Source organism: Collimonas sp. (assembly GCF_035566555.1).
GTDB lineage: Bacteria > Pseudomonadota > Gammaproteobacteria > Burkholderiales > Burkholderiaceae_D > Collimonas.
In genome coordinates, this window is the sequence record NZ_DATMRB010000164.1 from 11955 (window position 1) to 38844 (window position 26890).

The window sequence follows — 26890 nt, forward strand, 5'->3', positions numbered from 1 at the left end:
GGCCTTAGTTGTCATGCGATGTCTCCTGTGCCGGTTGATTGATGGATAGATGCGCGGCAGGCCGCCAGCGGCGCAGCAGCAGGGCGTTGCTGACCACGCTGACGCTGCTGAAGGCCATGGCGGCGCCGGCCAGCACCGGATTCAGATAACCCAGCGCCGCCAGCGGAATGCCGACCAGGTTATAGATGAAGGCCCAGAACAGGTTCTGACGGATCTTGCTGTAGGTACGGCGCGAGATATCGATGGCGTCTGCCACCAGCCCGGGATCGCCGCGCATCAGCGTGATGCCGGCTGCCTGCATGGCGACGTCGGTGCCGGTCGCCATGGCGATGCCGACATCGGCCGCCGCCAGCGCCGGCGCGTCGTTGATACCGTCGCCGACCATCGCCACCACGGCGCCGCCGGCCTTCAAATCGATAATCGCCTTGGCTTTGTCGGCAGGCAGGATTTCCGCATGGATGTCGCTGATGCCAAGTTGACGTCCTACTGCGTTGGCGCTGCCGCGGTTGTCGCCGCTCAGCATGGCGACCCGGATCGATTGCTGTTGCAATTGCCGGATCGCGGTCTCGGCGGTCGCCTTGATTTCATCGCCAAACGCCAGCAGGCCGTTCACTGTGCGCTGTCCATCCGGTCCGGACGCCAGCCAGGAAACAGTGCGGCCTTCAGCCTGCAGTGTCGCGGCTGCGGCAGCCAGCACGGTAGTATCTACCCCCAGTTCCTGCATCCAGCGGCTGCTGCCCAAGAAGCAAAGCCGGTCGCCGATGTACGCCTGTACGCCGCGTCCTGCCACCGTCTGTACATTGCTGGCGGTGTTCGCTGGCGCGATTCCGGCCTGGCTGGCGGCGGCGATGACAGCGCGCGCCAGCGGGTGTTCGCTATTGCGTTGCACGGCCGCCGCCAGCGCCAGCAGATCGCTGGCGGCGGCCGCGCCTGGCGCCGCCGGCAAGTAGCTGAGCAAGGTAGGATGGCCGACGGTCAGGGTGCCGGTCTTGTCGAAAGCGACGACGTTGATGCGATGCGCGATTTCCAGCGCTTCCGCATCCTTGATCAGGATGCCGTAGCGCGCGGCGATGCCGGTGCCGGCCATGATCGCGGTCGGCGTCGCCAGCCCCAGTGCGCAAGGACAGGCGATCACCAGCACCGCCACGGCATTCAGCAGCGCCTGCTGCCAGTCGCCATTGAAGAAACCCCAGCCCAGCAAGGTCAGCAAGGCGATCGCCAGCACCACCGGCACGAACACCGCGCTGACCTGGTCCACCAGGCGCTGGATCGGCGCCTTGGCGGCCTGCGCATGCTCAACCATGCGGATGATGCGGGCCAGCGTGGTTTCGGCGCCGATGGCGCTCGTCGTGACCAGTAACAAGCCGTTGCCGTTGATGGCGCCGGCGGTAATCCGGTCGCCAGCCTGTTTTTCCACCGGCAGGCTTTCGCCGGTCAGCAAAGATTCGTCGACCTGGCTGTGGCCCTCCAGCACCACGCCGTCCGCGGCGATACGTTCGCCGGCGCGCACCACCACCACGTCGCCGAGCTGCAAGGCGGCGATGGCGATCTCGCGGTCGACGCTGTTCGTGCCTTGAGTGCGCCGTACTGTGGCGCGTTCCGGGCGCAGCGCATTCAAGGCCCGGATGGCATCTGCGGTCTGGCGCTTGGCGCGGGTTTCCAGCCATTTCCCCAGCAGCACCAGGGTGATCACCGCTGCCGATGCTTCAAAATACAGATGGCCCATGGCGGGCGCCGCCAGCAACAGATACAGCGACAAGCCGTAGGCGGCGCTGGTGCCGAGCGCCACCAGTAAGTCCATATTGCCGCTGCCCGCCTTCAGCGCGCGCCAGCCGGCCCGGTAGAAACGGGCGCCGAGCCAGAACTGCACCGGGGTCGCCAGCGCCAGCTGCCACCAGCCGGGCAGGCTCCAGCCGCCGCCAAAGGGCATCAGCAGCATCGGCAGTACCAGGGGCAGCGTCAGCAGGCCGGCGGCGGCCACCGGCCACCAGCTTGGCAATCCAGGTTTGCCCGCACCTGATGCAGGGCTGTCTGCTGCAGACGACGGTAGCGATGCTTCATAGCCGGCTGCATGAACCGCCGCAATCAGACTTTCCAGCGACACAGCGCCGGCGGTGTTCAGGGTAGCTTTTTCGCTGGCCAGGTTGACCGCCACGCTTTGCACGCCCGGCACCTTGTACAAGGCTTTCTCGACCCGGCTGACGCAGGACGCGCAGCTCATGCCTTCAATGGCCAGTGTGACTTCCTGTTGTTTGACCGTATAGCCGGCTTTTTCCACCGCCGCCACCAGCGGGCCGATGGCGGTAGCGCTGTCGCCCTGCACGGTGGCCAGTTCGGTCGCCAGGTTGACGCTGACATCCTGCACCCCGGCGACCTTGCGCAAGGCCTTTTCGACGTGCGAGACGCAGGAGGCGCAGCTCATGCCTTCGATTGCTAACTGGAATTCGGTCAATGCCTGGGTGCTGCCCATGATGTGCTCTGCTTATGGAGTGGGGATAGCTTGATGATGGGCCTTCCAATGATGGGAAGGTCAAGCATAATTTTAACAGCCTGCGCTTTTCGCCGTTTTTTGCGCTGAAAAGCGCTAACGCTTATACGCGCCGCGCTATATAGCCGAGGGCATGAGCAGGTTAGGATTCCCGGCCATAGTCCCATTCATCCGTTAACTTGTCAGGAACGCATCATGTCCAAGCCAGCAAATTTCGAGAATTATCATATCCGCAAGTGGTACACCCAGATTGACGACACCCTGGCCAATGAAAACGGCATCCTGGCCGACGGCAAGCCTTTGCGCAAGATCGTCATCGCCGCCGCCATCCACAATCCTTACGCCGGCCGCTTCAGCGACAACCTCGACCTGATCCTGGCGAATTCTCCTGCGCTGGGCCGCGAATTCGGCCGCCGCATCGTCGCCGCGCTGGGCGGGGAAGAACTGGAAAGCTACGGCAAGGCTTGCATCGTCGGCATCGCCGGCGAATACGAACACGGCAACGCTTTCCTGACGCCAGCCATGGTGATGCCCATCCGCGAAGCGATCGGCGGCGGCAAAGCCTGGATTCCGTCAGCCGGCAAGCGCGGCGTGCCCGGCACTGAACTGGATATTCCGCTGGCGCACAAGAATGCCTTGTACGTGCCGTCGCACTACGACACGGTCACCAGCCAGTTCTTCGATGCGCCGAATGCCGACGAAGTGGTGGTGGCGTTTGCCGTTGCCACCCGCGGCCGCCTGCATGCGCGCCTGGGCGGTTTGAAAGCCAGTGAAATCGAAGGCAAGAACGGCCTCAACTGATGTTGGCAGGCCGATGCCGGGCTTGACCTTGCTATCGTGGGAAGGTTTATAGTGGATGTAGTACTGAACCAACCCACGGAGCAAAACATGATTCAATTCACTGTGCAGGACATGACATGCGGCCATTGCGCCGGCCGCATCAGCAAAGCCATCAGCGGCGTCGATGCTGGCGCCAAGGTGGATATCAAGATCGACAGCCACACGGTGGCGATCCAGAGCCAGGCCAGCGCTGCCGAGCTGGCAGAGGCCATCAAGGATGCCGGTTATACGCCGCAGTTGCGGGCATAATGTGCATCAATATTGGGTTCATCTGACTTCTCTACAGGTGCAAAAAATGTTTTCCTGTGTAGGGTGGGCACGCTTTTTCGCCCACGCGGATAGCGCTACAGCGTGGGCACAAAAGCGTGCCCACCCTACCTTTTAGCAAGCCATGCGCGATAGCGTCCTTTTTACCCACAGAGAAGTCTGAACACCCCAATATTGCATGCTGCCACCCCGATGCCGGCAATGCGGCGAGCGATCGCCGCCGCCGGCAGCAGGGGCATTCCTCATCATTCGACAAATTTAAGCGCGTCCGACACCAGGTCTTCGGGCTCTACAGGATCGTCGCCTTCAGCCCAGAAAAATTTCCATCCAAGATCCACGTGATGGCTTAGCCGCTGAACCGCAAACCGCGATCCCAACATAACTGCCTGCCATCCATCAATTCCATAAATCGTCCTTGTCCGATCAAGAAACCCGATCGACACTTCGCATCCCCATTCCTTATCGGGATACTCCGTCGGAACTCCTATGCTGAGCCCGAGTGTGCGGCCAGCGCCTTCAGGAGATACGGCATACCAGATTCTTTCAAAAGCAATAGTCATTTCCATCCTTCAGGGATAGGGGGACAGTTATCTTCCTTAGGTGCGACGTAAATTGGAAGAGCTGCCGGACAGCAGCAGCTCTTGATTTTGCCATGAGCGGGATTTTTTTCCGAGAATCCGGTATTGGACATTCAGCATGGCCAGGCTTGCATCGTGCCGGGTCCGCGCCGCCGGCTTTCAGGTGCTTAGCTTGACGCCGGCAATATAGCGGTCGATCACCGTCGGCAATACCGTCAGCGGCACGCCGCCGCTTTTCACCAGCGCATCGTTGAAGCTTGCCAGGTCGAAATGGGCGCCCAGCGCCTGTCGCGCCCGGTCGCGCTGATGCAGGATCTCGTTGTGTCCCATCTTGTAGCCGCAAGCCTGTCCCGGCGATACGCAATAGCGGTCGACTTCGCTGGTGATGGCGGCGACGCCGCGGCCGCAGTTTTCAACCATGAAGCGGATCGCCTGCTGGCGCGTCCATTTCATCGCGTGCAAGCCGGTATCGACCACCAGGCGGCAAGCGCGGAACTGCTGCGCCTGCAGATAACCGATCTGGCTGAACGGGTCGTTGGCATAAATGCCGAACTCGTCGACCAGCTGCTCGGCATACAGCGCCCAGCCTTCGATAAAGGCATTGAAGCCGATCATGGAAGTGATCAGCGGCAGGTCCGCATGGTGTTCCGCCAGGTACGCTCCCTGCCAGGTGTGGCCGGGAATGCCTTCGTGCGCGGTGAGCGTGGCGATTTCCGATTTCGGCCAAAGCGTGGTCGATTTCAGGTTGATGTAATAAATTGCCGGCCGCGATCCATCCAGTGACGCGAAATTCATGTAGCCGAGCGGGGCGCCGGCTTCGATATCGGCCGGCACCCGCTTGATGATCAGCGGCGCTTTCAGGCCCAGGTGCGAGATCTTCGGCATCAGCAGGCGCACTGCCGCAATCCGCTCATTGCAATAGGCGATCAGCTGTTCGCGGCCCTGGTCGTCGTCGGCATAGAAACGCTTGGGGTCCTTGGACAGCGCCAGCAGGCGCTCGCCCACCGTGCCCTGGCTGATGCCCTGCGCCTTGAGGATGGCGTCGATGCGTGCTTGCAGCGCCTTGTTCTGTTCCAGGCCGATGGCGTGGATTTCCGCGGCGCTGTGAGTCGTGGTGGTGCCCAGTTTCAGCGCCCACTCGTAATATGCAGCACCGTCCGGCAAACGCTGTACGCCGGCGACATCGGTGGCTTTTGCGGTGGCTTTGGCAAAGCTGGCGATCTGCCGCTCCAGCGCCGGATACACCTTGTCGTTGACCAGCGCCGTCGCCCGTGCTTCCCAGTCGCCGTCGATGCCGAGCTCACGGGTGCGGCGGGTGATCGACGTCACCAGCTTTTGCGATGCTATCGGCGTGTTGCGATAATTCCGCAGCTGGATCAGCGTGGTATGCGCAATGAAATCGGGCGGCATGATGCCTTTGCCGGCCTGTTCTTCGATGCGCGCGCTTTCCTGGTCGAGCAGGCGCGCCATTGCCGTCACCCGCTCAAGATAAGCCTCGGCGTCGGCGGCGTTGGCGATGTGGTGCTGCGAGTCGAGAAATTCGGGCACCGCGATCAGGGCGCCATCCTGCTGGGTCACCGGGAAGGGATCGGTGCCGCCGTAGAAGCCGCTGGCCGCGCCGCCATAGGAAAAGCGCAGGCCGTCCACGCCCTGGGTCGCGGCATAGCGCACGCTGTCGTAACGGATTTGCGCATCCGGGCTGAGCCTGGCGCGTTCCACCGTGTGCATGCGCGCCAGCATTGATTTCACCTGCCCGGCCCAGAGTGCGTCGCCGGCCGGGGAGGCATCCTGCAAGCGCGACTTGAGCGCGGCGCGGGCGCCGGAATCGAGCCCGAGCGAAGTCGCCGAAGTCGGCGACAGGCGCAGGACTTCTTCGGCAAAGTCGGCCAGCAGGCCGTTGAATTTATGGTCGGCCGGGCTGGCGTCCTTGCCTTGGGCGCGGGCGATGCCGGGCAGGGCGCTGGCGGCGGCAGCGGAAAGAGCCGTCAGCAGCACGTCGCGGCGGCGGCGGGAAAAGGTCGAGGTCGGGGGTGTCGTGCTCATGGAATCCTTTGATCTTGGAAAAAGAATGACTGTCTGAGTCTATCCTAAGATTGCTCAGCCAGCTTCTTGAGGGCTGCCAGCACATCGGAGAAATCGCCGGTCACCAGCGGACCGATTTCAGCCGCATCCGGTCCGCTGATTTCGGTGCTGTAGATAATCCTGGTGCGGCCAGACGGCAGCGGCAGCAGCTTGTGGCTGACGAGCACACGGGTGTCATCCACCACGGTCTCGTCGATGAATCTTTCGTTGACTTTGACTTCAGTGAGGGTGCTGGTCAAGGCGTCCTGCCCGGGCGGCCGCATGGTGAAAGTGGTACCAGCCACGAACGGCCCGTGCAATTCGATGCTCTCGATGCCAGCGTTCCATTCCTTCCAGCGCGCAACGTCAGCGAACAGCGCCCACACACGAGACGCAGCAGCGCTTGTTTCGATGCTTTCTTCATGAGTCCACATAGCTATCTCCATGAGGTGTAAGGTGAACAGGTTGCCGACTGCTTGCAATCGCTCATTTTGCCATTGCCCGGATTTTCTCACTGAGGATCTTGTACTGCGCATCGACCATGGCCAGATTTGGATCGTGACCGGTCTGCGGTACTGATACATATTCCTTTTCAGGGGCGATAAGGCCATCAAAGTAGTGCTTTGCCACATCGGGCACAGCGATCAGGTCTTCCGATCCCTCGATGATGTAAACCGGGATATCGAAGCGCATTCCCAGCCTGGGCAAGTCGATGCGGGAAAACATGCCGTCGCCTTTGAGGCCGACGAACTGCAGATAGGAGTAATCGTCGGCTTGCTCAAAATATTCCTGCATCTGCGCGGTGGCATATTCTGGTGCGGGTATCCACCATGCTTTCGGTGCAGCCGCCGAGGTCTTGGCCTCATAGACGCGCGTCGCCCGTCGCAAAATGCCACTGTTGCGCGGGTTTGTCCATGGCGGCGGGCCGAGCGCTTCAATTGCCGCGACCGTCTTTTGATCATCGGCAGCGCGCGCCAGGGTAATCAGTTTCGTGTAACTGGCATTCTGGTTTTCTCGATAGCTGACGATTTGTCCGGTTCCGACGTAAGCGTAAAACAGGTCGGGCCGGGATTTGATCATATGAATGCCGAGAATCGATCCCCATGATCCTCCCATGAGAATGACTTTGCGCTTGCCGAATTGCCTGGTCAGATATTCTGTCAGCTCGATTCCGTCCTGCGTCATGCGTTCAACCGTCAGCGCGGATTCGGCCGTCGCCGGGTTGGCGGCAAAGGTCTTGCCGGCGCCGCGCTGGTCCCATTGCACCAGCGTGAATTCATTCTGCCAGGTGCCATAAATTGCATCCGCGTAGGGGCTCAGCGAATTTCCGGGACCGCCATGAAGAAACAGGATCAGCGGATTGTCACAGCTTTTGCCACTTGTGGCGATCCACTGCTGAATGCCGCCGATCAAGACGAATTTTTGCTCATTCAGTTTGACGTTGGCTGCCGCACAGCCGCCGGTGGTTTCCACTTTTGGTGACGTTTGCGCAGCATCGTTTTGGGCGATGCCGTACAGCGGGTGCCAGGACAGTAGCGATGCTAAGCTCAAGGTTGCAAGTTTGCGGATGAGGCACGCGGAGCCGCTGCCTGCATCGAAGTGTCCTGTAAATGGAAAATATTTTTTCACGGGAACGATCACCTGTAGTCATGCAGTTGGCGGTATGGGAGCAATTGGATTTTTTCGCACTATGTGTTTGTATTGTGAATACATGACCTGATCCCCTGCTGCAGGGATCAGATTGCCGTGCTTTCATCTTATCGAGTAGGCTTTTTTCTTTTGAATATCTGATAAGCCACCAACACCAACAATATCACCAAGACCGAATTGATCAGCACTGACGGGGATGCCTCTGGCGGCATCACTCTGTCAAGCACGAGATAAGTGGTCAGGCAGAGCCAGGTTGCTGCCTTGAGCCAGTCGCGTTTTAAAGAAAAGACGACGGCGCAGACAACTCCGCCGGCGAGAACGAATTGGGTAGCCAGGGTGAGCGTTTGCATATTGCAGGCTTTCAGTTAATTGACACAGCTTGGATACGGCGCCGCCTCGCCAGCCACGATCGGGCAAAGCTTGATCGGATTCAATTGCTTGAATTTCTCCGTCCATTTGCCGACGTCTATGGCAAGCGGCGTGGCGGACGGTGCGCCGCGTTCGGCCCATTGAACCGTGTAATAGTCGCTGCTGCCCTTGATCACGGCGATCACCGCGGCTTCGCTGGTTTTTCCTGCCGTGGTGGGGGAAGTGCCGCAGGAGGCGACCAGGACGAAGGCGTCACGCTCGCTGATCTTGCCGATGCCGAGTTCCTGGCCGCTGAACGATGTCGGGCAGGCGCGCTGGAAGCCGGCGGCCATGTTGACGGCGAAAGATTGCGGCGTGACTTTTGGATTCAGCGCCAGGTCCTTGAGGCCGGTGACGGTGATCATCTGAGTCCATTGATCGACGTTCTCCTTTTCCAGCACCGCTTCGCGGATATAGTGCGAACCGTTGGTGTTTTCAAATGCAGTCTTGAAGCCGGGCGGGAAGGGCACTACCAACAGCTGGCTGAAAATCGGCGCAATCGATTTTACGGGATAGCCTTGTTGGCGGTATTGCTCAATGGTCTTGCCGGCGTCGGCGGCATGGGCGAAAGATGCGCATGCCGATAGGGCCAGCACGATTCCAGTCTTGTACATGTTTTCCTCGCAGGGCACAGCTTGGTTCCGGGATATCCGCTTCCATCAAGCATTCGGTGCTGGGCCATGATAGGTCCGATATTTCTAAATTGCAACTTTCAAAAAAATACCCCGCCGGTCAAGGGCGGGGCATTCACGCTGCGCGGCGTGAAAATATAGCGGCGCTCGGGCCGCGAAGCTGGACGCTCTGTTTAAGCCAGCACGCGGCGCAGCCAGCTGCCGATATCCGCAACTTCCTCGGCGCAGACCGAGTGCTGCATCATGTATTCATGCCATTCGACGCTGTAGCCCAGCTGCAGCAGCAAGTCGCGCGACATTTCCGCGCGGTTCACCAGCACCACTGGATCGGCGCGGCCGTGGGCCTGGAAAATCGGCGTGTGCTGGTTGGCGGCATGGCGCTCGGCGGCGATCTTGTCGTTCAGCGGCAGATAGCCGGACAGGCACATCAGGCCGGCCAGTTTCTGCGGATAACGCAAGCCGGTCTGCAAGGTCATGGCGCAGCCTTGCGAAAAGCCGGCGAGGACGATCTTGTCGGCGGCGATGCCGAGCGCGATCTGCTCTGCGATCAAGGCTTCGATGTCGGCTTGCGATTTGCGCAGGCCGGCTTCGTCCTCGCGCCGCACCAGGTCGCTGGTGAGGATGTCGTACCAGGCCGGCATTACGTAGCCGTTGTTGATGGTGACCGGAATCGCCGGCGCGCTCGGGAAGACGAAACGGATGCCGGGACAGCCGCTCAGGTCGAGTTCCTTGACGATGGGGACGAAATCGGAGCCGTCGGCGCCGAGGCCGTGCATCCAGATGACGGCGGCGGTTGGTTTTTCGGAAGTGGAAATTTCCAGGGTTTCTAGTGTGTTTGACATGAGTTGGTCCGGATTCTGATTGAAAAATTAAGGGGTAATGAAAGCGGTCTCAGATCACCATCAGGTCTTTACCGACGATGATTTCACCGCTGAATTGCTTGCGCGCTTCGGCCGACCACATGTCGTCGGTGATGGCGGGATCGCCGCCGGGCACGAAGTGACTCAGCACCAGTGTCTTGACGCCAGCGCGCGCCGCCACCAGGCCGACTTGCGCGCTGCTGGTGTGGCTCTTCACCAGATGATCGAGCAGGGTCGGCGCATTGTCGACGGTGCGCATCAGCTTTTCCAGCGCCGGCAGATACATGACTTCGTGCACCAGCACGTCGGCGCCCTTGGCCAGCTGGATCAGGTTTTCGTTGTAGGCGGTATCGCCGGAAAACACCACCGAGCGGTCCTTGCTGTCGAAGCGGTAGGCGAAGGCGGGCTTGAGCGTGTAATGGTCGACCAGGGCGGCGGTGACCTTGACCTGGTCGTTTTCCAGCACCACGCGCGGGCCGCTGAATTCATGGGTCTTGATCAGCGGCCGCAGCGGCGGCCGGCCTTCTTCCTTGATGCGGACGGCGATGTCGAGCGCGTTCATGCGGACGAAATCGTCCATCATGCGGCGCATGCCGGGCGGTCCGTACATCTGCACCGGCGTTGCCAGGCCGGTAGCCCAGGCCAGCAGCACCAGGTTGCCGAGGTCGGCATTGTGGTCGGAGTGCTGGTGGGTCAGGAAAATGTCGCGGATCTGCGGCAGCTTGATGCCGGCCTTGACCAGTTGCTGGGCGACGCCGTTGCCGCAATCGACTACATAGGGCTGGCCGTCGATCAGCAGGACATTGGCCGGTGCGGCGCGCAGGGCGGATGGCGTCGGGCCGCCCTTGGTGCCGAGCAGGATCAGGCGCGTGCCTTGGTCGCTGGTGGTCGTTAGCGCTGCGGCAGTCTGCGCCTGTGCTGGCGTCAGCCACGGCAGTACGGCAGCGCCGCCGGCGGCCAGCGCCAGCTGCATGAATTTCCTGCGCGCGCCTTGCTGTTGCGGCTTGCGGGTCACGGTGTTCTCCAGTGTCGCCAGACGGCGGTGTTATTGCGCAACGTGCTTGAGGCACTGCGCCACGATCTCGGCGGCGCCGGCTTTTTGCTGCCAGGCCGCGACCTGGCTGGCAGCCGCCTTGCGCAAGCTGTCTTGTATCTCTTGCGCCGGCGCCAGGTTGAGCGTCATCTTGTGTTCGCGCATGCGGCTGTAATTCGCCTCGATGCGATCCTTGATCTTGCCCCAGGAGGCGTCCGCGGTGCGCTTGGCGGCCTCACTCAGCACGGCCTGTTGTTCAGGCTTCAGCTGCTGCCAGACATCCTGGTTGACGACGGTGTAGCTGAGCGGGATGGCGTAGCTGATGGCGCTGAAGTTGCCCAGCTGGTCCCACAAGCGGTTACCGGCGCCGCCGTCGCCGGAGGACAGCACGGCGTTCAGTTCGCCGGCCGCCAGCTTGGGCGGCACTGCCGAGAACGGCAGGTTCTCGCTGTGGGCGCCAACCTGCGCGAAAACGGCGCGGCTGTTGTCGTCATAGGTGCGGATGCGCAGCGCCTGCAGCGCCGCCAGATCTGCCACCGGCGTAGCCGACCAGATGCCGGACGGCGGCCATGGCGTGACGTACAGCAGGTGGGCATTCAGTTTGCGCAGATGCTGCTCGACCGCCGGCTGGGCGCAGTTCGCGAGCGCGCTGGCATCGTCGAAGCTGCCGACCGTGAACGGCAGCGAAGACAGCAGGAAAAAAGGATCGCTGGCGCCGGCGATGCCGGCAAACAGCGTCGCCATCTCGACCTTGCCCTCGCTCAGCGCACTGACCTGGGCGCTGCCTTTGAAAGGATTCTGCGCTTCTTGTTCGGTGACGATGGTCAGCGCATTCGCCGGCAGCGCAGCACTCAGTTGCCTGACGTTGTCGGCAAACTGTAAATCTGCAGCGGCCGTGACCGAGGTGGCCGGATACTCGTTGATCAGATGCAGGGTTTGCGCTTGCAGCGGCGCGCTCTGGCCGAGCGCCAGTAGCGGCAGCAGCAAGAGTAAGGCACGGTTGAAACGATTTTTGTTTTGCTTGCTGGAAGCCGCTGGCGACATGGATGCTGTCCGCTGAAAAGAGTTGGGTGAAGAGGCCGTAGCTAGGCTGGCTTGAGCGCCGATTTCGGCCGGAACGCCTTGCACACCGTTTCATTGGTTTCGATATACGGACCGCCGATCAGGTCGATGCAGTAAGGCACGGCGGCGAAGATGCCGGACACCTTCTGCTTGCCGTCGGCATCCTTCAAGCCTTCGAGAGTTTCCTTGATGGCTTTCGGCTGTCCCGGCAGGTTCAGGATCAAGGCCGCATGATCGGCAGTCTCGCGGATCACGGCGACCTGCCGCGACAGGATTGCGGTCGGCACGAATTGCAGGCTGATCTGGCGCATCTGTTCGCCAAAGCCAGGCATTTCCTTGGTCGCCACCGCCAGCGTCGCCTCCGGCGTGACGTCGCGGCGCGCCGGGCCGGTGCCGCCAGTGGTCAGCACCAGGTCGCAATGATGCTGGTCTGTCAACTCGATCAGGGTTTGCTCGATCAGTGCGCGCTCGTCGGCAATCAGGCGGGTTTCCACCTGCCACGGACTGGCGAGCGCAGCTGCCAGCCAATCCTGCAGGGCAGGGATGCCCTGGTCCTGGTAAGCCCCGCTGCTGGCGCGGTCGGAAATCGATACCAGACCGATTTTCAGGCCCGCCGTCGGCTCAGGGTTAATTGTGCTCATCTTGCTCGTCGTCGTCTTCGGCGTCGATATCATCGTGGTTGCCCGACGATTTCTGCAATTCCTTCAGCAGCTGGAAAATCTCGCGATACGCTTTCGGCGGCTTGTTCTCGGCCTGCTCCTTGCGCGCATTGCGGATCATGGTGCGCACATGTTGCACGTCCAGTTCCGGATGGTGCGCCAGCAGTTCGGTGAGCGCGCCGTCGTCCTTCAGCAGGCGGTCGCGGTGGCGCTCCAGCGCGTGCATGGCGGCGGTGTCGGCTTTCGACAGGCCGCGCCAGCTATCCAGGGTTTTCTGGATTTCGGCGATTTCGTGCGGCTCCAAAGTACGCATTTTCTTGCCGACGTACTGGGTCTGGCGGCGGCGGCCTTCGTGGTCCTTGATTTGCTGGCATTCGAGGATGGCGTCGCGCACATCTTCCGGCATCGGCACGCGCTTGACGCGGTCGCGCGATTCGGCGATCAGTTCTTCGCCGAGCTTCTGCAAGGCAGTCATCTCGCGCTTGAGCTGGGACTTGGAGGGACGGTCGTATTCTTGTTCGAACTCGCTGGACTGAAAGCCGCAGGAGCCCCGATTGGGATTTGGCATGATGTAAAGGGTGCTTCCATACTGTAAACGACTGCTATGATAACCGTTTTATACCTAATTCGAAGAAAACCGACCCATGAGCGACTCCGTATTTACCCATAGTCAAGCCCAATTACAACAGCTGGCGCAGGATGTCTTGCGTTATGCGCGGGAAAAAGGCGCTTCCGGCGCCGCGGTTGAAATCAGCGAAGGCAGCGGTTTATCGGTGGGCGTACGCAAGGGCAGCGTCGAAACCATCGAGCAAAACAAAGACAAGGGCATGGGCGTCACCGTCTATATCGGCGAGGAGGGTCATACCCGGCGCGGCAACGCCAGCACCTCGGACTTTTCCGCCAAAGCCTTGCAGGATACGGTCGAAGCGGCCTATAACATCGCCCGTTTCACCGCCGAAGACGATTGCGCCGGCTTGCCGGATGTTGATACTTTGGAAATGAATCCGCTGGATTTGCAACTTTGCTCACCGTGGCTGATTTCGGCCGAAGAAGCGGTGGAACTGGCAAAACGTTGTGAAGCGGCAGCATTTGCCGTCGACAAGCGCATCACCAACAGCGAAGGCGCCGGCGTCTACGCCCAGCAATCGCACTTCGTCAGCGCCAATTCGCGCGGCTTCATGGGCGGTTATCCATTCTCGCGCCACACCATTTCGGTGGCGCCGATCGCCGGCAAGGGCAGCAAGATGCAGCGCGACGACTGGTATTCCTCGATGCGCGACCCGCAACAACTGGCCAGGCCGGAAGCCATCGGCCGCTATGCCGCCGAGCGCGCCCTGGCGCGCCTGAACGCGCGCCAGCTGGATACGCGCAAATGCGCGGTGCTGTTCGAGGCGCCGCTGGCGGCCGGCTTGCTGGGCGCTTTCGTGCAGGCGGTGTCGGGCGGCGCGTTGTACCGCAAGTCCTCGTTCTTGCTGGACAGCCTGGGGCAGCCGGCATTTGCGCCGCATATCCAGATTGTTGAAGATCCGCACGTGATCGGTGCGGTCGGTTCGGCGCCTTTCGACGAAGAGGGTGTCAAGACCCAGCGCCGCGACGTGGTCAAGGATGGCGTGGTGCAAGGCTACTTCCTGTCGACTTATTCGGCGCGCAAGCTGGGCATGAAAACCACCGGCAATTCGGGTGGCTCGCATAACCTCAGCATGACTTCTTCGCTGACCAAAGCCGGCGACGATTTCAAGGCCATGCTGAAGAAGCTGGATACCGGCTTGCTGGTCACCGAACTGATGGGGCAGGGCACCAACTACGTCACCGGCGATTACTCGCGCGGCGCCTCCGGTTACTGGGTGGAGAAGGGTGTCATCCAGTATCCGGTCGAGGAAATCACGATCGCCGGCAACATGAAAGACATGCTGGCGCAGATCGTCGCCATCGGCGCCGATACCCTGATCCGCGGCACCAAGCAGACCGGTTCGGTGCTGATTGAAAGCATGACTGTCGCCGGCAATTAAACTGCGCTTAAAAAGCGCTGTCTTGGTGTAGCCGGCTACCCCCGGTCTACACCCAGCTACGCGCCCCGGCCTCGTCGGCCACGCTAGGCGACCCCGTCATTCCCGCGAACGCGGGAATCCAAGTTGCTGAATATGGCAGTGAAAATGGATTCCCGCGTTCGCGGGAATGACCGGGGCGCGTAGCTAGGGGTGTAGCTGGGGCCGCCCAGGTGTGGCGTCAATAACGCCGGATGAGTTATTCGCCGCGCTAACGCACCGAGCGATACAGCCCCTTGCGGCCGCGCTTGCTCAGCACCAGCTGCCATAGCTGTCCCTGGCCGGAACGGAAGAATCCGGCCGAGGACAGGATGAAGTATTTCCACATGCGGTAGAAACGTTCGCCGTATTTGTCTTTCAGGGTCGGCCAGGCCTTCTCGAAATTATCCCACCAGGCCATCAATGTGCGGTCGTAGTCCTGGCCGAAATTATGCCAGTCCTGTATCAGGAATTTCCCTTCCAGCGCATACGTGATTTCCTTGGCCGAGGGCAGGTGGCCGTTGGGGAAAATGTACTTGTCGAGCCAGACGTCGCGCTTTTTTTCCGTCTCGTAATTGCCGATGGTATGCAGCAGGAACAGGCCGTCCGGCTTCAGCAGCCTGGCGGCGACATCGAAGTATTCGTCGAAATTTTTTGCCCCCACAGCTTCGAACATGCCGACTGAAACGATCTTGTCGAATTGTCCTGTGAGCTCACGGTAATCGATCAGTTCAATCGCGACCGGCAGCCCGGCGCAGCGTTCCTGCGCCAGCTTCTGCTGCTCCTTTGAAACCGTGATGCCGACCACTTCCACTTGATGATTTTGCGCGGCATGGCGCGCCAGGCCGCCCCAGCCGCAGCCGATATCCAGCAAGCGCTCGCCAGGTTTCAGTTCCAGCTTGCGGCAGATCAGGTCGAGCTTGTGCAGCTGCGCCTGTTCCAGGTTCTCGGCCTTGGGCCAGTAGCCGCAGGTATAGGTCATGCTGGAATCCAGCATCTTTTCAAACAGGTCGTTGCCGATGTCGTAGTGCTGTTCGCCGACCTGGAAGGCGCGCTTGCGGCTTTGCACGTTGAAGAATTTCTGGCGCAGGATTTCCAGGTAAAAGCCGACTTTTGCCGGTCCCACCACGGTCTGTTCCAGGTCGTGGCTGGTGACCCTGTAGAAGAACTCGTCCAGCTGCTCGCAATCCCAGTCGCCATCCATATACGATTCGCCGATGCCAAGTTCCCAGGTGGCGAACATCTTTTGAAAGAAAGCCGGATTGTGGATCTGCATGTCCCAGGGCCGGTCGCCGTTGAGATGGATGTCGGCGTGTTCAAACAATTGGCGGATGATTTTCGCGCTATTCGTATCCGGGATCATTGGCGCTGACTGGCCGGCTTTCACATTATTCATGCAGTGTCCCTTTTCAGTTGGAGTTATTCGTACACGGATGGCATCTTTGCGTGAGCAGCTTTTATGGGCAGAATTCTTGTCATGGGAGCTCGGCGATAAAGGGTAGCACCGCTTTGCTGCGTTTAGGTTAAGAAAGTCTTAAGTTCGATTGTGTCGGGTTTGCCGATGCAGATAATTCTCTTGCACGCGGTTTGACGACAAAAAAGCAAGCGCTTGCGCAAGCGCTTGCTTTGCACTAAGATTGCTCTCAAATCAGGCCGCCAAGCGCATTTTTCAGCCAAGGCGGCCTAGGTAAAAACATAAACGCCTGGAGACAAATGAAAATCCCGCACCGTTACGAGGCGATCCGGCCTCGCTGTTCATTGCCACAAAGAACACATATTGAGCATTCGCTCACGCCAAAACATCCGCATTTAGTGGTTGTTGCTTGAGGGTATGTTGACGCGCCTGCGCCGTTATCCACGATTTTCTTGAGATTGATCGTTCAGTCAGTTTAAGGGGCAGCCCATGAAACCAGTATCCGACGCGACGCCTATCCTGGAGATGCGCGCCATCTCCAAGACCTTCAGCGGTTTGCGCGTATTGAAAGAAGTCGACCTGACGGTCTACGCCGGCGAGGTGCATGCCTTGATGGGGGAAAACGGCGCCGGCAAGTCGACCTTGATGAAAGTCTTGTCCGGCGCCCATGCGGCCGATGCCGGCGGCGAAATCCGCATCGACGGCAAGGCGGTCGCCAATTACGGTCCGCGCGCCGCCAAGGAGCTGGGCGTGGCGGTGATCTACCAGGAACTGAGCCTGTGTCCCAACCTGAGCGTGGCCGAAAACATCTACCTTGGCCGCGAGCTGAAGCGCGGCTGGACCGTCGACCGCAAGGCGATGGAAGCCGGCTGCGTCGATGTCCTGGTGCGCCTGGGCGCCGACTTCGGACCGCGCACCAAGGTCGGCAGCCTGTCGATCGCCGAGCGCCAGCTGGTGGAGATTGCCCGCGCCATCCATGCCCATGCGCGCATCCTGGTGATGGATGAGCCGACTACGCCCTTGTCGTCGCGCGAAACCGACCGTCTGTTCGCGCTGATCCGCCAGCTGCGCCAGGAGGGACTGGCGATCGTCTACATCAGCCATCGCATGGCCGAGATCTACGAATTGTCCGACCGCGTCTCGGTGCTGCGCGACGGCAAGCATGTCGGCGTGCTGGAGCGCGCCGCTCTTTCTGCCGAGGCGCTGGTGAAAATGATGGTCGGACGCGATCTTTCCGGTTTCTACAAGAAAGAACATGCCGCCTACGATCCCGGCAATGTCGTGATGCGGGTACGCGACATGGCCGACGGCGGCCGCGTGCGCGGCTGCAGTTTCGATCTGCACGCGGGCGAGGTGCTGGGCATTGCCGGCCTGGTCGGCGCCGGCCGCACCGAACTGGCGCGCTTGATCTTTGGCGCCGATCCGCGCATCTCCGGTACGCTGGAAGTGGCGGGCAAGGCAGTTGCCAGCTTGCGCGGCCCGACCGATGCCATCCGCGCCGGCGTGGTCTACCTGACCGAAGACCGCAAGGCGCAAGGGCTGTTCCTGGACATGAGCGTGCGCGACAACATCAATGTCTGCGCCTGCGTGCCGGATGCGCGCTATGGCGGCGTGCTGGACCGCCGCCGCGGCGCGCGCCGTTCGGAGGAAGCGATCAAGTCGCTGTCGATCCGGGTGGCGTCCGGCAATGTCAACGTCGGCGCGCTGTCGGGCGGCAATCAGCAAAAGGTGCTGCTGGCGCGCCTGCTGGAAATCAAGCCGCATGTGCTGATCCTGGACGAGCCTACGCGCGGCGTCGACATCGGCTCCAAATCCGAGATCTATCGCATCATCAATGACCTGGCCAAGGCCGGCGTCGGCGTGGTGGTGATTTCCAGCGAACTGCCGGAAATCGTCGGCACCTCGGATCGCGTGCTGGTGATGCGCGAAGGCGAGCTGGTGGCCGAGCTCGGCGGCCATTCGGGACGCGACATCAGCCAGGAAAACATTATCGAACTGGCCACCGGCGCGCAGCAGGTGGAACCGCAGGCGGCATGACAGGCAGGCGCCTTGGACAGGCAAGGCAGCAATCGTGAATCAGAACAGCAAGGAGACAACTATCATGGAAGCAAGTAGCAGGATTACGGCCGAGACCATCGGCAAACGGGAACAGCTGCGCGGTGTGCTGCGCACGGTCGGCATGCTGCCGGTGCTGCTGTTGCTGGTGCTCGGTTTCGCGCTGATGAGCGAAAACTTCTTTACGCTGCAGAACCTGGCTATCGTTACCCAGCAGGCTTCGGTGAATATCGTGCTGGCCGCCGGCATGACTTTCGTGATCCTGACCGCCGGCATCGATCTCTCGGTTGGCGCGATCCTGGCGGCTGCGGCGGTGGTGGCGATGCTGGCTTCGCTGTCGCCGCAGTTCGGCATGCTGGGGATCGCTGCCGGCATCGGCTTCGGCCTGCTGCTGGGCCTGGCCAACGGCGTGCTGATCGCTTTCATGCGGCTGCCGCCGTTCATCGTCACGCTCGGCGCCCTGACCGCCATGCGCGGCCTGGCGCGTTTGCTGGCGGACGACAAGACGGTGTTCAATCCGGATTTGCCGTTTGCCTTCATCGGCAACGATTCGGTGCTGGGCGTGCCCTGGCTGGTGATCATCGCGCTGGTGGTAGTGGCGCTGTCCTGGTTCATCCTGCGCCGCACCGTGATCGGCGTGCAGATCTATGCGGTCGGCGGCAATCATGAAGCGGCACGCCTGTCCGGCATCAAGGTGTGGAAGGTGCTGCTATTCGTCTATGCGGTATCGGGCCTGCTGGCCGGCCTCGGCGCCGTCATGACGGCCTCGCGCCTGTCTGCCGCCAACGGCTTGCAGCTGGGGCAATCCTATGAACTGGATGCGATCGCCGCGGTGATCCTCGGCGGCACCAGCTTTACCGGCGGCGTCGGGTCCATAGTCGGCACGCTGATCGGCGCCCTGATCATTGCCGTGCTGACCAACGGCCTGGTGCTGCTGGGCGTGTCCGATATCTGGCAATACATCATCAAAGGCATCGTGATCATCGGCGCGGTGGCGCTGGACCGCTACCGGCAGTCGGGCGCGCGCACTTAAAACATTGACAGACCACCGGGGGCGGCAAGCTGGTCGCTGCCCCCGGATTTCCCTATGACCGGCAACAGGAGATCAAGCATGATGAAAAAATTCGCTCTAGCCGCAATACTGCCGTTGACGCTGGCTTTGACTGTCTCTGGCGTAGTGCAGGCGCGTGAACTGAAAGCGGTGGGCATCACCGTCGGTTCGCTCGGCAATCCGTATTTTGTGACGCTGGCCAATGGCGCCAAGGCCAAGGCGCAGCAGATCAACCCGAACGTCAAGGTCACCGCGGTGTCGGCCGATTATGACCTGAGCAAGCAGTTTACCCAGATCGACAACTTCATTTCAGCCGGGGTCGACCTGATCCTGCTCAACGCCACCGATCCGGTCGCCATCGAGCCGGCCATCAAGAAAGCGCAGAAGGCCGGCATCGTGGTGGTGGCGGTGGACGTCGGCGCCAAGGGCGTCGATGCCACGGTGCAGACCGACAATGAACAGGCGGGCCGGCTGGCTTGCAAATACCTGGTCGACAAGCTGGGCGGCAAGGGCAATGTGATCATCCAGAACGGGCCGCAGGTGACTGCCGTGACCGATCGCGTCAAAGGCTGCAAAGCGGTACTTGCCGCTGCGCCAGGCATCAAGGTGTTGTCAGATGACCAGGACGGCAAGGGCTCGCGCGAAGGCGGCCTGAACGCCATGCAGGGCTATTTGACCCGCTTCCCGAAAATCGACGGCCTGTTCACCATCAACGACCCGCAAGCCATCGGCAGCGACCTCGCCGCCAAGCAGCTGAAGCGCAGCGGCATCGTCATCACTTCGGTCGACGGCGCCCCCGATATCGAAGCGGCGCTGAAATCGGGCGGTGCGATCCAGGCCTCCGCCAGCCAGGACCCTTGGGCGCAGGCACAGGATGCGGTAGCCATCGGTTATGACATACTCAACGGCAAACGTCCCGCCAAGCCGACAGTATTGCTGGCGCCAGTGCTGATTACTCATGATAATGTCGCCAGCTACAAAGGCTGGTCCAGCGCACGCTGAAGTGAAATGACGGCTGCCGCGACCTGGTGTCGGCAGCCGCCAGTCTAAACAGGGGAAAAATAATTGGCTACGATGGATGATGTTGCAAGAATCGCGAAGGTATCGACTTCGACGGTCTCGCATGTCTTGAACGGTACGCGCAAGGTGCGGCCGGCGACGGTGCGCGCGGTGGAGGCGGCGATCCAGGAGCTGGGCTACATCCCCAACACGCTGGCGCGCTCGCTGGCGCGTTCCACCTCGAATACCATCGGCGTCGCCATCTCCGCACTCTCCAATCACTATTTCAGCGAAACCGTGCACGCCATTGAAACCGAATGCGCGCGCCACGGCATCATGATGCTGTATGTCGATACCCGCGACGATCCGGAGCAGGAACTGCGCGCGGTCAAGGCGCTGCACCATCGCCGCGTCGACGGCATCCTGCTGGCGCCGTCGGCCGATCCGCAGCATCTGGCGCTGGAGTATTTGCGCGCCAACGATATTCCAGCGGTGCTGGTTGACCGCCTGGTGGCGCAGGGCTTCGACCAGGTCGGCGTGGAAAACAAAAAATCTTCGCAGCAGCTGGTCCGCCACCTGATCGAACACGGTCATCGCCGCATCGCCCTGATCGCAGGTAGCGCCGGCCTCACCACCACCGATGAACGGATCGACGGTTACCGCGCCGCGCTGGCTGCTGCCGGCCTGCCGTTTGACGCAGCACTGCTGGTGAATGGCGAATCCAGCAGCGAACCGGCGCGTAGCGCTACCCGCCATTTGCTGACGCTGGCGGAGCCGCCGACCGCCATCATGGCGGCCAACAACCTGATGACCATCGGCGCCATGCATGCGTTGCGCGATGCCCGGATCGACGTGCCGGAGCAGATTGCGCTGGTCGGCTTCGACGATTTCGACTGGGCCGATTTCTTTGTGCCGCGCCTGACCGTGATGGCGCAGCCGGTCAAGGAATTGGGCATGCGCGCCGTCAAGCAGCTGCTGAAGCGGATCGAAGAGCCGGACGGCAAGAAGCAGACGGTGCGGCTGGCGCCGACGCTGCGGGTCCGTAATTCATGCGGATGTCTTTGAATAAAACCACAGGAACGCAATCATGATGAGTAGTCCCATCGCACTCGGGATTGATCTTGGCACGTCGGAACTGAAAGCCGTACTGCTGGACAAAGCCGGTACGGTGCTGGCGCATGCCGGCGTCAGGCTGGACATCTCGCGGCCGCAAGCCGGCTGGTCCGAGCAAGATCCGGAAAGCTGGTGGCAAGCCTGCCTCTCGGCTTTGCATCAATTGCGGCAATCGCAGCCGGACGCCTACGCGCGGCTGCGCTGCATCGGCCTGTCCGGCCAGATGCACGGCGCGGTCTTGCTGGACCAGGCGGACCGGGTGCTGCGGCCAGCCATCTTGTGGGACGATTCGCGCGCCATTGTGCAGGCGCAATGGCTGCAGCAGCTGCATCCCGAGTTTGCCGCGGTCACCGGCAGCCTGCCGATGGCCGGCCTGACGGCGCCCAAGCTGCTGTGGCTGCGGCAGTACGAGCCGCAGGTGTTCAGCGAAATTTCCTGCGTCCTCTCGCCCAAGGATTATCTGCGTTTGCGCCTCACCGGCGAGCGCATCAGCGATGTCTCTGACGCCGCCGGCACGCTCTGGCTGGACGTCGCCAGGCGCGACTGGTATGCGCCGATGGTGCAGGCCTGCGGCTTGCAGCTGCAGCAGTTGCCGCGGCTGGTGGAGGGCTCCGCCGCCTCGGCTGGCCTTAGCGCCGCCGCGGCGCAGCAGCTCGGACTGCGCGCGCAATTGCTGGTGGCCGGCGGTGGTGGCGACAATCCGGTCTCAGCGGTCGGCATCGGCGCCATCGACGCCGGTCATGGCTTCATCACGCTGGGCACCAGCGCGGCGATTGTCGCCATCACAGATCATGCCGCCGGCAATCCTGCCAGCGCGGTCCACAGCTTCTGCCATGCACTGCCGCAGCGCTGGTACACCATGGGGGCGATGCTGGCCGGCGCCAGCTGCCTGCGCTGGGTGACTCGCCTGCTGGGGCAGCCGAACGAACAAGCTCTGCTGCAGCTGGTGCAGCACAGCTTGCCGCAGACGCAGCCGATCGCGGCCGGCGTTCCTTTGTTCCTGCCGTATCTGGCGGGCGAACGCACCCCGCATAACGATCCCTTGCTGCGCGGCGGTTTCATGAACCTGGATTACGACAGCTCGCCGGCCATGCTCGGCTATGCTGTGCTGGAAGGGGTCGGCTTCGGTTTGCTGGATGCGCTGCATGCCGTGCAGTCGGCAGGGGCAGTGGTCGGCGCCTGTGCGCTGGTCGGCGGCGGTGCGCGCAGCAACTATTGGGCGCAATTGCTATCCAACCTGCTAGACAGGGAAATTCATACCCTGGTGGGCAGCGAGTTGAGCGCATGTATTGGCGCGGCCAAACTCGGTTTCCTGGCCTATGGGCAGGGCGCCGGCTTGCTGGCCAGCGGCATGCCGGTGAAAGAGCGTTTCTTTCCGTTCGTCGCCCAGCAGCCGATGTTGCAAGAACGCTACCAGAAATTCCGCGGACTGTTGGCAGCGGCACAAGCCCTGCACGATTGATTTTAAATATTTTATAAAGAAAAGGACTCGCCATGAACCAGCTGGAACAACTGAAGCAATACACCACGGTGGTCGCCGACACCGGCAATTTCAAGCAGCTGGCGCAATTCAAGCCGCGCGACGCCACCACCAATCCCTCGCTGATCCTGAAGGCAGTCCAGCAAGCAGACTATGCGCCCTTGCTGGCCGAGACCGTCGCCGCCCACGCCGACAGCAAGCTGGACCAGATTGTCGACCAGGTACTGGTGCGCTTTGGCCTGGAAATCCTGAAAGTGGTGCCGGGCCGGGTCTCCACTGAAGTCGACGCCCGCCTCAGCTTCGACACCGCCGCCACGGTGGCGCGCGCGCGCCGCATCATGGCGCTGTACGAAGCCGCCGGCATCGGCCGCGAGCGGGTGCTGGTCAAGGTCGCTTCGACCTGGGAAGGGATCCAGGCGGCGCGCATCCTGGAGCTGGACGGTATCCGCTGCAACCTGACCCTGCTGTTTTCCTTCTGCCAGGCGGTGGCCTGCGGCGAGGCCAAGGTGCGCCTGATTTCACCGTTCGTCGGCCGTATCTACGACTGGTACAAGAAATCGGCGGGCGCAGCTTGGGACGAGTCCGCCAACACGCTTGCCAACGATCCCGGCGTCAAGTCGGTGGCGCAGATCTACAGCTACTACAAACGCTTCGGCATCGAGACTGAAGTGATGGGCGCCAGCTTCCGCAATGTCGGCCAGATTGCGGCGCTGGCCGGTTGCGACCTGCTGACCATCAGCCCGGAACTGCTGGCGCAGCTGCAAGCCAGCGACGCCGATTTGCCGCGTGCGCTGGACAAGGATGGCGCCGCCGGCGCCGATCTGCAACAGGTGAGCTATAACGAGGCTGAATTCCGCTACGCCCTGAACGAGGATGCGATGGCAACGGAAAAGCTGGCGGAGGGGATACGCGGTTTTGCCGCCGATGCAATCAAGCTCGACAAGATCATCGAGGGCTTGATCGCTGCCGCCCACAAATAAGCTCGGCAGCCCGGCGGCGGGCGCGTCAGCTCGCCGTATCGTCTTTCAGCGCGCGCTGGCGCCAGCGCCAGTTGAGCAGCCCCAGGGCCAGCACGGCATGCAGCAGCGCGATGCCGAACATGGTCCAGGCGCTGCCGAGATGCAGCGGCATGAAAAATATCGCCAGTCCGTTTAATCCCAGCACGCGCGCCATGAATGGCAGCAAGCCGTTGATCACCGCCAGATACAGGATGGTGGTGGCGCCGGCGCGCTTGCCTTTGCGGGAAAAGGCAAAGAACAGATAGACGCAACAATCGCGCAACAGCATCAGCGCCAGCGTCGCGGCCAGCAGCGGGCTGTAGGCGAAGCTTGGCGGCAGCTCGAAAGGCGGCGTCTGGCCGTCGTTGACCAGCAGTAGCAAGGCAAAACAGAAACTCAGCGCCAACGTGCTGGGCCAGATCGGCAGGTTGCGCAGGAAGCCCTGCCAGTTGCCGGACTCGATGCGGGCGACGATGCGTTGCCAGAGCGCGATATCGTTTTCTTCCGTGAACAAGACGGCGTAGGTCATGGCGATGGCCAGCAACAAGCCTATCCACAGCAGGCCGGCGCCGTCGGCAAAACCGGCGAGATAGGCAGCCAGCAGGCAGCAGCCGAGCGGCCAGGCCCAGGGCACTGTGCTGATCTGCAGCGCGCTGTTCATGCTGCGCCACGCCGCAAAGACGGCGAGGGCGGCCAGGAATACCATGCTGCCCAGCAGGAAAGAGCCATAGGCAAAGCCCATGCCCCACCACTGGATGATAGTGTCGGTGTGGGAGCGGAACGGCGGCGCGAACATGACCGCGATCACCACTACCGCCCAGGCGATGCCGCCGCGCTGCACGGCGCGTATGTCGCTACGCATCAGATGCAGGTTAAGGGCGATGGTGGCGGCGTGCATCAGGATGCCGAGCGCCAATAGCGTCAGGCCGGCGCTCAAGGTCATGCTGCGGCCGCCGGCAATGGCCGTGACTGCAAACACCGCCAGGCAGATCAGTCCGCCATACCAGTTGAAGGCGGTGGCGCCGAACAATTTACCCCAGGTCATGGTCCAGGGATCGAGTGCGCTCATGCGCTGCTGGTCCCAGGTCTTGTCGCGGATTTCATCGATCACGGAACTGCTGGCGTTGCGCGTGCCCCACAGGCAGACAATGCCGCCGAATAAAATCAACGCTACGCTATCGAGCGCCATGCCGACAGGAAGATTGGCGGCGGCATAGCTGAGCGTGAAGAAAATCAGTCCGAGGATGGCCGGCATGGCGATCAGCCTGTGCAGGGAAAACTGCAACCAGAGGTTGCGCTTGAATTCAGGATTGATCATGATGCGCTCCCGCTTTTGCCTGGGTTGCTGGTTTGTCCGTTTTCGTAGCTTGCGACCGAACGCAGATAGGATTGCTGGAGGTTTTCCTTTTGATCGGCAAAGCTGCTGACCAGCAGGCCGGCGCCGACCAGGCGCGCCAACAGGGCGGCCTGGGCGTGTTCGTCGCCGCTGAAGTTGAAATCGGCGCTGCGCTCGTCGCTGGCGGTGACTTGCAGCGCCGCTTCCGCTGCAAGTTGTGCCTGCAGTCTGGCGTCCGGCTGGGCCAGCATCAGCCGCAGCGATCGCGGCGGGGATTGTCCCAGCGTCGGCTGGTTACCGTTGTGGACCAGGGCGCGGTATTCCAGTACCCGCCCTTCGCGCAGCGCCAGCATATGGCTAGAGTATTCATCCAGCTCGGCCAGGATGTGCGATGACACCAGCAGCGTCATGCCATTGGCCTGCAGCTGGCGGAACAGGCCCGCCAGGCTGGCGCGGGCTTCCGGATCGAGGCCGGAAGCGGGCTCGTCCAGCAGCAGGATTTTCGGTCCGTGGATGATGGCCTGGCCGATGGCGACCCGCTGGCGCAAGCCGCGCGATAGCTTGTCGCAGGTTTGCTGCAGCCGATCGCTCAGTCCCAGCTGGCGGCCGGTGGTCTGGATCGCTTGCGCAATCTCTGCTGCCGGCAAGCCTTGCGCCGCCGCCGCATATTCAAAGCATTGAGCCACGGTCAACGCCTGGTACAAACCGTAGAAATCGGACAGGTAGCCCATGATCCGATGCACTTCGCGCGGCTGTTCCAGCACGTCCATGCCGGCCACGCTGATGGATCCGGCGAGCGGCGTTTCGAGTCCGGCGATGCAGCGCATCAGCGTGGTTTTGCCGGCGCCGTTGGAGCCGACCAGCGCAGTCACGCTGCCGGCTTCGACTTCCAGGCTGACCTGGTGCAGGGCGCGATGGCCCGGGTAGTCGAAGGTAAGGCCAGAGATTTTTATCATGGGAGCCGATCTTCTAGAGATAATGTGGACATGATAGCAATGTAAGTTTCCAATAATAAAGCAATCCGCGGCGGAAGCGGCAAATTGCGGCCGGCAACACGCTGTATCAATAGGCGTCCAGCTGTTACCAAATGATTCACCTGCCGCGGCGCAGCGCCAACTCCGGTTAAATACGCGTTTTGATACGAGGAGATTGCAATGCAAGGAAAGCCGCTGTCATCAAGCTTCAAGCTTGCTACGCTGGCCGTCATGGTCGCCCTGAGCCTAGGCCTGGCTAGACCTGCGCTGGCCTCGCCGGTGATGGACTTCCACACTGAAGATTTGCTGTCGGTCGCCGACGGTCTGAAGGACGATCTGCACCTGAATCCGAACCAGCAAACCTTGTGGCGTCAGCTGGAAGGCAAGTCGCGCACCATCATCAGCGAACGCCAAAAGCGGCAGCAGCTGATCCAGGCCAGCATGGCGAACGGCTTGAATAATCCGACGCTGGACCTGCGCCAGCTGTCGGCCGCGATCGATGCCGAATCGGCTTTGGCGCTGCAGGACGGACGCCAGTTGCGCGAGCTGTGGCTGACCATGAACGATGCGCTCGACGACCAGCAGCGGCAGACCGCGAGGGCTTTCCTGGCGGACCGGCTGCAGCGGGTCGATGTGGCGTCCTGCGACCGCAGCTCGGTGGTGCCCAAGGATAAGTCGTCCGGCAAGGGGCATGGCAAGGGTATGGGCGGCATGGGCGGTGGCGGCATGGGAGGCGGCAGCTCGTCGATGGGCAGCGGTTTGTAATGTCATGCGAAATCGTTGAATGTGATTTTTTGTGATGATGATTTTTGAATCAGCGGCATTTAACAAAAATTTGCAAATTGCCATGCTTTGATTTCCTTGTATCCGGTTTTTCTCCTCTAGAATGTTCGCAGCCGCTATGGCGG

Annotated in this window: 24 protein-coding genes and 1 pseudogene; 10 read left to right on the plus strand and 15 right to left on the minus strand. The window is 61.5% G+C overall.

Annotated features, from left to right (window positions below; translation table 11 throughout):
• Positions 1 to 4: 4 nt before the first annotated feature.
• The gene (locus tag VNZ65_RS20075; protein ID WP_325672161.1) at positions 5 to 2470 is read right to left on the minus strand and encodes a heavy metal translocating P-type ATPase; all 2466 of its coding nucleotides are present in this window, start codon (positions 2468 to 2470) and stop codon (positions 5 to 7) included.
• A 213-nt stretch (positions 2471 to 2683) separates the two neighbouring features.
• Here VNZ65_RS20075 and VNZ65_RS20080 point away from each other — a divergent pair, with 213 nt between their 5' ends.
• Positions 2684 to 3289 (plus strand): amino acid synthesis family protein, encoded by a 606-nt coding sequence (locus tag VNZ65_RS20080; RefSeq protein ID WP_325672163.1) that lies wholly within the window; start codon positions 2684 to 2686, stop codon positions 3287 to 3289.
• Between the two features lie 87 nt (positions 3290 to 3376).
• Entirely contained in the window at positions 3377 to 3577 is a 201-nt protein-coding gene (locus tag VNZ65_RS20085) for a heavy-metal-associated domain-containing protein (RefSeq protein WP_325672165.1), read from the plus strand.
• Between the two features lie 263 nt (positions 3578 to 3840).
• On the opposite strand, the gene VNZ65_RS20090 is transcribed toward VNZ65_RS20085, so the two are convergent.
• The 11 genes from VNZ65_RS20090 to yjgA form a co-directional block, all read right to left on the minus strand.
• Positions 3841 to 4155: a DUF6968 family protein gene (locus VNZ65_RS20090; protein WP_325672167.1), complete on the minus strand. Its 315-nt coding sequence runs from the start codon at positions 4153 to 4155 to the stop codon at positions 3841 to 3843.
• A 177-nt stretch (positions 4156 to 4332) separates the two neighbouring features.
• Complete coding sequence (locus VNZ65_RS20095) at positions 4333 to 6216, minus strand: DUF885 domain-containing protein (RefSeq protein ID WP_325672169.1); 1884 nt, start codon at positions 6214 to 6216, stop codon at positions 4333 to 4335.
• Positions 6217 to 6260: 44 nt separating this feature from the next.
• Positions 6261 to 6668 (minus strand): SRPBCC family protein, encoded by a 408-nt coding sequence (locus VNZ65_RS20100; protein WP_325672171.1) that lies wholly within the window; start codon positions 6666 to 6668, stop codon positions 6261 to 6263.
• A 52-nt stretch (positions 6669 to 6720) separates the two neighbouring features.
• Positions 6721 to 7863, minus strand: a complete 1143-nt coding sequence (locus tag VNZ65_RS20105) for an alpha/beta hydrolase (RefSeq protein WP_325672173.1) — start codon at positions 7861 to 7863, stop codon at positions 6721 to 6723.
• Positions 7864 to 7991: 128 nt separating this feature from the next.
• Positions 7992 to 8234: a hypothetical protein gene (locus VNZ65_RS20110; protein ID WP_325672175.1), complete on the minus strand. Its 243-nt coding sequence runs from the start codon at positions 8232 to 8234 to the stop codon at positions 7992 to 7994.
• A 15-nt stretch (positions 8235 to 8249) separates the two neighbouring features.
• Entirely contained in the window at positions 8250 to 8906 is a 657-nt protein-coding gene (locus VNZ65_RS20115; RefSeq protein WP_325672177.1) for a hypothetical protein, read from the minus strand.
• A 191-nt stretch (positions 8907 to 9097) separates the two neighbouring features.
• Positions 9098 to 9766 (minus strand): carboxylesterase, encoded by a 669-nt coding sequence (locus VNZ65_RS20120; protein WP_325672179.1) that lies wholly within the window; start codon positions 9764 to 9766, stop codon positions 9098 to 9100.
• 49 nt (positions 9767 to 9815) lie between these two features.
• Positions 9816 to 10757 carry an MBL fold metallo-hydrolase gene (locus tag VNZ65_RS20125; protein ID WP_414649185.1) on the minus strand — a complete coding sequence of 314 codons (942 nt, stop codon included), beginning with the start codon at positions 10755 to 10757 and terminating at the stop codon, positions 9816 to 9818.
• Between the two features lie 72 nt (positions 10758 to 10829).
• Positions 10830 to 11861, minus strand: coding sequence for a TRAP transporter substrate-binding protein (locus tag VNZ65_RS20130; protein ID WP_325672183.1), 1032 nt, complete (start codon positions 11859 to 11861; stop codon positions 10830 to 10832).
• Positions 11862 to 11902: 41 nt separating this feature from the next.
• Positions 11903 to 12520 (minus strand): molybdopterin adenylyltransferase, encoded by a 618-nt coding sequence (mog, locus tag VNZ65_RS20135; protein WP_325672185.1) that lies wholly within the window; start codon positions 12518 to 12520, stop codon positions 11903 to 11905.
• Complete coding sequence (yjgA, locus tag VNZ65_RS20140) at positions 12507 to 13106, minus strand: ribosome biogenesis factor YjgA (protein ID WP_325672187.1); 600 nt, start codon at positions 13104 to 13106, stop codon at positions 12507 to 12509. The genes mog and yjgA overlap by 14 nt, the downstream gene beginning before the upstream one ends.
• 76 nt (positions 13107 to 13182) lie before the next feature.
• On the opposite strand from yjgA, the gene pmbA reads away from it, so the two are divergent.
• On the plus strand, positions 13183 to 14547 hold the full coding sequence (pmbA, locus tag VNZ65_RS20145) for a metalloprotease PmbA (RefSeq protein WP_325672189.1): 1365 nt from the start codon (positions 13183 to 13185) through the stop codon (positions 14545 to 14547).
• A gap of 247 nt (positions 14548 to 14794) precedes the next feature.
• Here pmbA and cfa read toward each other — a convergent pair whose 3' ends face one another.
• Positions 14795 to 15958, minus strand: coding sequence for a cyclopropane fatty acyl phospholipid synthase (gene cfa / locus VNZ65_RS20150; protein ID WP_325672191.1), 1164 nt, complete (start codon positions 15956 to 15958; stop codon positions 14795 to 14797).
• A 507-nt stretch (positions 15959 to 16465) separates the two neighbouring features.
• Between cfa and VNZ65_RS20155 the strand changes: the two genes are divergently transcribed.
• The 6 genes and pseudogenes from VNZ65_RS20155 (at position 16466) to tal (ending at position 23654) form a co-directional block, all read left to right on the plus strand.
• Entirely contained in the window at positions 16466 to 18013 is a 1548-nt protein-coding gene (locus VNZ65_RS20155) for a sugar ABC transporter ATP-binding protein (protein ID WP_325672193.1), read from the plus strand.
• A 130-nt stretch (positions 18014 to 18143) separates the two neighbouring features.
• Positions 18144 to 19064: pseudogene (locus tag VNZ65_RS20160) on the plus strand (ABC transporter permease subunit); the annotation flags it as partial.
• Between the two features lie 78 nt (positions 19065 to 19142).
• On the plus strand, positions 19143 to 20084 hold the full coding sequence (locus tag VNZ65_RS20165) for an ABC transporter substrate-binding protein (RefSeq protein ID WP_325672197.1): 942 nt from the start codon (positions 19143 to 19145) through the stop codon (positions 20082 to 20084).
• Between the two features lie 72 nt (positions 20085 to 20156).
• On the plus strand, positions 20157 to 21146 hold the full coding sequence (locus VNZ65_RS20170) for a LacI family DNA-binding transcriptional regulator (protein ID WP_325672211.1): 990 nt from the start codon (positions 20157 to 20159) through the stop codon (positions 21144 to 21146).
• Positions 21147 to 21183: 37 nt separating this feature from the next.
• The gene (xylB, locus tag VNZ65_RS20175; protein WP_414649186.1) at positions 21184 to 22656 is read left to right on the plus strand and encodes a xylulokinase; all 1473 of its coding nucleotides are present in this window, start codon (positions 21184 to 21186) and stop codon (positions 22654 to 22656) included.
• Positions 22657 to 22688: 32 nt separating this feature from the next.
• Entirely contained in the window at positions 22689 to 23654 is a 966-nt protein-coding gene (gene tal, locus VNZ65_RS20180; RefSeq protein ID WP_325672201.1) for a transaldolase, read from the plus strand.
• A gap of 25 nt (positions 23655 to 23679) precedes the next feature.
• Here tal and VNZ65_RS20185 read toward each other — a convergent pair whose 3' ends face one another.
• On the minus strand, positions 23680 to 24990 hold the full coding sequence (locus VNZ65_RS20185; RefSeq protein ID WP_325672203.1) for a hypothetical protein: 1311 nt from the start codon (positions 24988 to 24990) through the stop codon (positions 23680 to 23682).
• Positions 24987 to 25964, minus strand: coding sequence for an ABC transporter ATP-binding protein (locus tag VNZ65_RS20190; RefSeq protein ID WP_325672205.1), 978 nt, complete (start codon positions 25962 to 25964; stop codon positions 24987 to 24989). Before VNZ65_RS20190 ends, VNZ65_RS20185 begins: the two co-directional genes overlap by 4 nt.
• A 198-nt stretch (positions 25965 to 26162) precedes the next feature.
• On the opposite strand from VNZ65_RS20190, the gene VNZ65_RS20195 reads away from it, so the two are divergent.
• Positions 26163 to 26747: a hypothetical protein gene (locus VNZ65_RS20195; RefSeq protein WP_325672207.1), complete on the plus strand. Its 585-nt coding sequence runs from the start codon at positions 26163 to 26165 to the stop codon at positions 26745 to 26747.
• Positions 26748 to 26890 lie beyond the last annotated feature (143 nt).

Bases quoted from the DNA above. Each gene is read 5' to 3' on its own strand.
- VNZ65_RS20100 (WP_325672171.1), bottom strand. From the start codon at position 6,668: ATGTGGACTCATGAAGAAAGCATCGAAACAAGCGCTGCTGCGTCTCGT.
- VNZ65_RS20095 (WP_325672169.1), bottom strand. From the start codon at position 6,216: ATGAGCACGACACCCCCGACCTCGACCTTTTCCCGCCGCCGCCGCGAC.
- VNZ65_RS20185 (WP_325672203.1), bottom strand. From the start codon at position 24,990: ATGATCAATCCTGAATTCAAGCGCAACCTCTGGTTGCAGTTTTCCCTG.
- VNZ65_RS20165 (WP_325672197.1), top strand. From the start codon at position 19,143: ATGATGAAAAAATTCGCTCTAGCCGCAATACTGCCGTTGACGCTGGCT.
- VNZ65_RS20130 (WP_325672183.1), bottom strand. From the start codon at position 11,861: ATGTCGCCAGCGGCTTCCAGCAAGCAAAACAAAAATCGTTTCAACCGT.
- cfa (WP_325672191.1), bottom strand. From the start codon at position 15,958: ATGAATAATGTGAAAGCCGGCCAGTCAGCGCCAATGATCCCGGATACG.
- VNZ65_RS20085 (WP_325672165.1), top strand. From the start codon at position 3,377: ATGATTCAATTCACTGTGCAGGACATGACATGCGGCCATTGCGCCGGC.
- VNZ65_RS20120 (WP_325672179.1), bottom strand. From the start codon at position 9,766: ATGTCAAACACACTAGAAACCCTGGAAATTTCCACTTCCGAAAAACCA.
- VNZ65_RS20155 (WP_325672193.1), top strand. From the start codon at position 16,466: ATGAAACCAGTATCCGACGCGACGCCTATCCTGGAGATGCGCGCCATC.
- VNZ65_RS20125 (WP_414649185.1), bottom strand. From the start codon at position 10,757: ATGCAGCTGGCGCTGGCCGCCGGCGGCGCTGCCGTACTGCCGTGGCTG.
- VNZ65_RS20195 (WP_325672207.1), top strand. From the start codon at position 26,163: ATGCAAGGAAAGCCGCTGTCATCAAGCTTCAAGCTTGCTACGCTGGCC.
- VNZ65_RS20090 (WP_325672167.1), bottom strand. From the start codon at position 4,155: ATGACTATTGCTTTTGAAAGAATCTGGTATGCCGTATCTCCTGAAGGC.
- VNZ65_RS20190 (WP_325672205.1), bottom strand. From the start codon at position 25,964: ATGATAAAAATCTCTGGCCTTACCTTCGACTACCCGGGCCATCGCGCC.
- VNZ65_RS20075 (WP_325672161.1), bottom strand. From the start codon at position 2,470: ATGGGCAGCACCCAGGCATTGACCGAATTCCAGTTAGCAATCGAAGGC.
- VNZ65_RS20080 (WP_325672163.1), top strand. From the start codon at position 2,684: ATGTCCAAGCCAGCAAATTTCGAGAATTATCATATCCGCAAGTGGTAC.
- yjgA (WP_325672187.1), bottom strand. From the start codon at position 13,106: ATGCCAAATCCCAATCGGGGCTCCTGCGGCTTTCAGTCCAGCGAGTTC.
- tal (WP_325672201.1), top strand. From the start codon at position 22,689: ATGAACCAGCTGGAACAACTGAAGCAATACACCACGGTGGTCGCCGAC.
- pmbA (WP_325672189.1), top strand. From the start codon at position 13,183: ATGAGCGACTCCGTATTTACCCATAGTCAAGCCCAATTACAACAGCTG.
- VNZ65_RS20110 (WP_325672175.1), bottom strand. From the start codon at position 8,234: ATGCAAACGCTCACCCTGGCTACCCAATTCGTTCTCGCCGGCGGAGTT.
- VNZ65_RS20170 (WP_325672211.1), top strand. From the start codon at position 20,157: ATGGATGATGTTGCAAGAATCGCGAAGGTATCGACTTCGACGGTCTCG.
- mog (WP_325672185.1), bottom strand. From the start codon at position 12,520: ATGAGCACAATTAACCCTGAGCCGACGGCGGGCCTGAAAATCGGTCTG.
- VNZ65_RS20115 (WP_325672177.1), bottom strand. From the start codon at position 8,906: ATGTACAAGACTGGAATCGTGCTGGCCCTATCGGCATGCGCATCTTTC.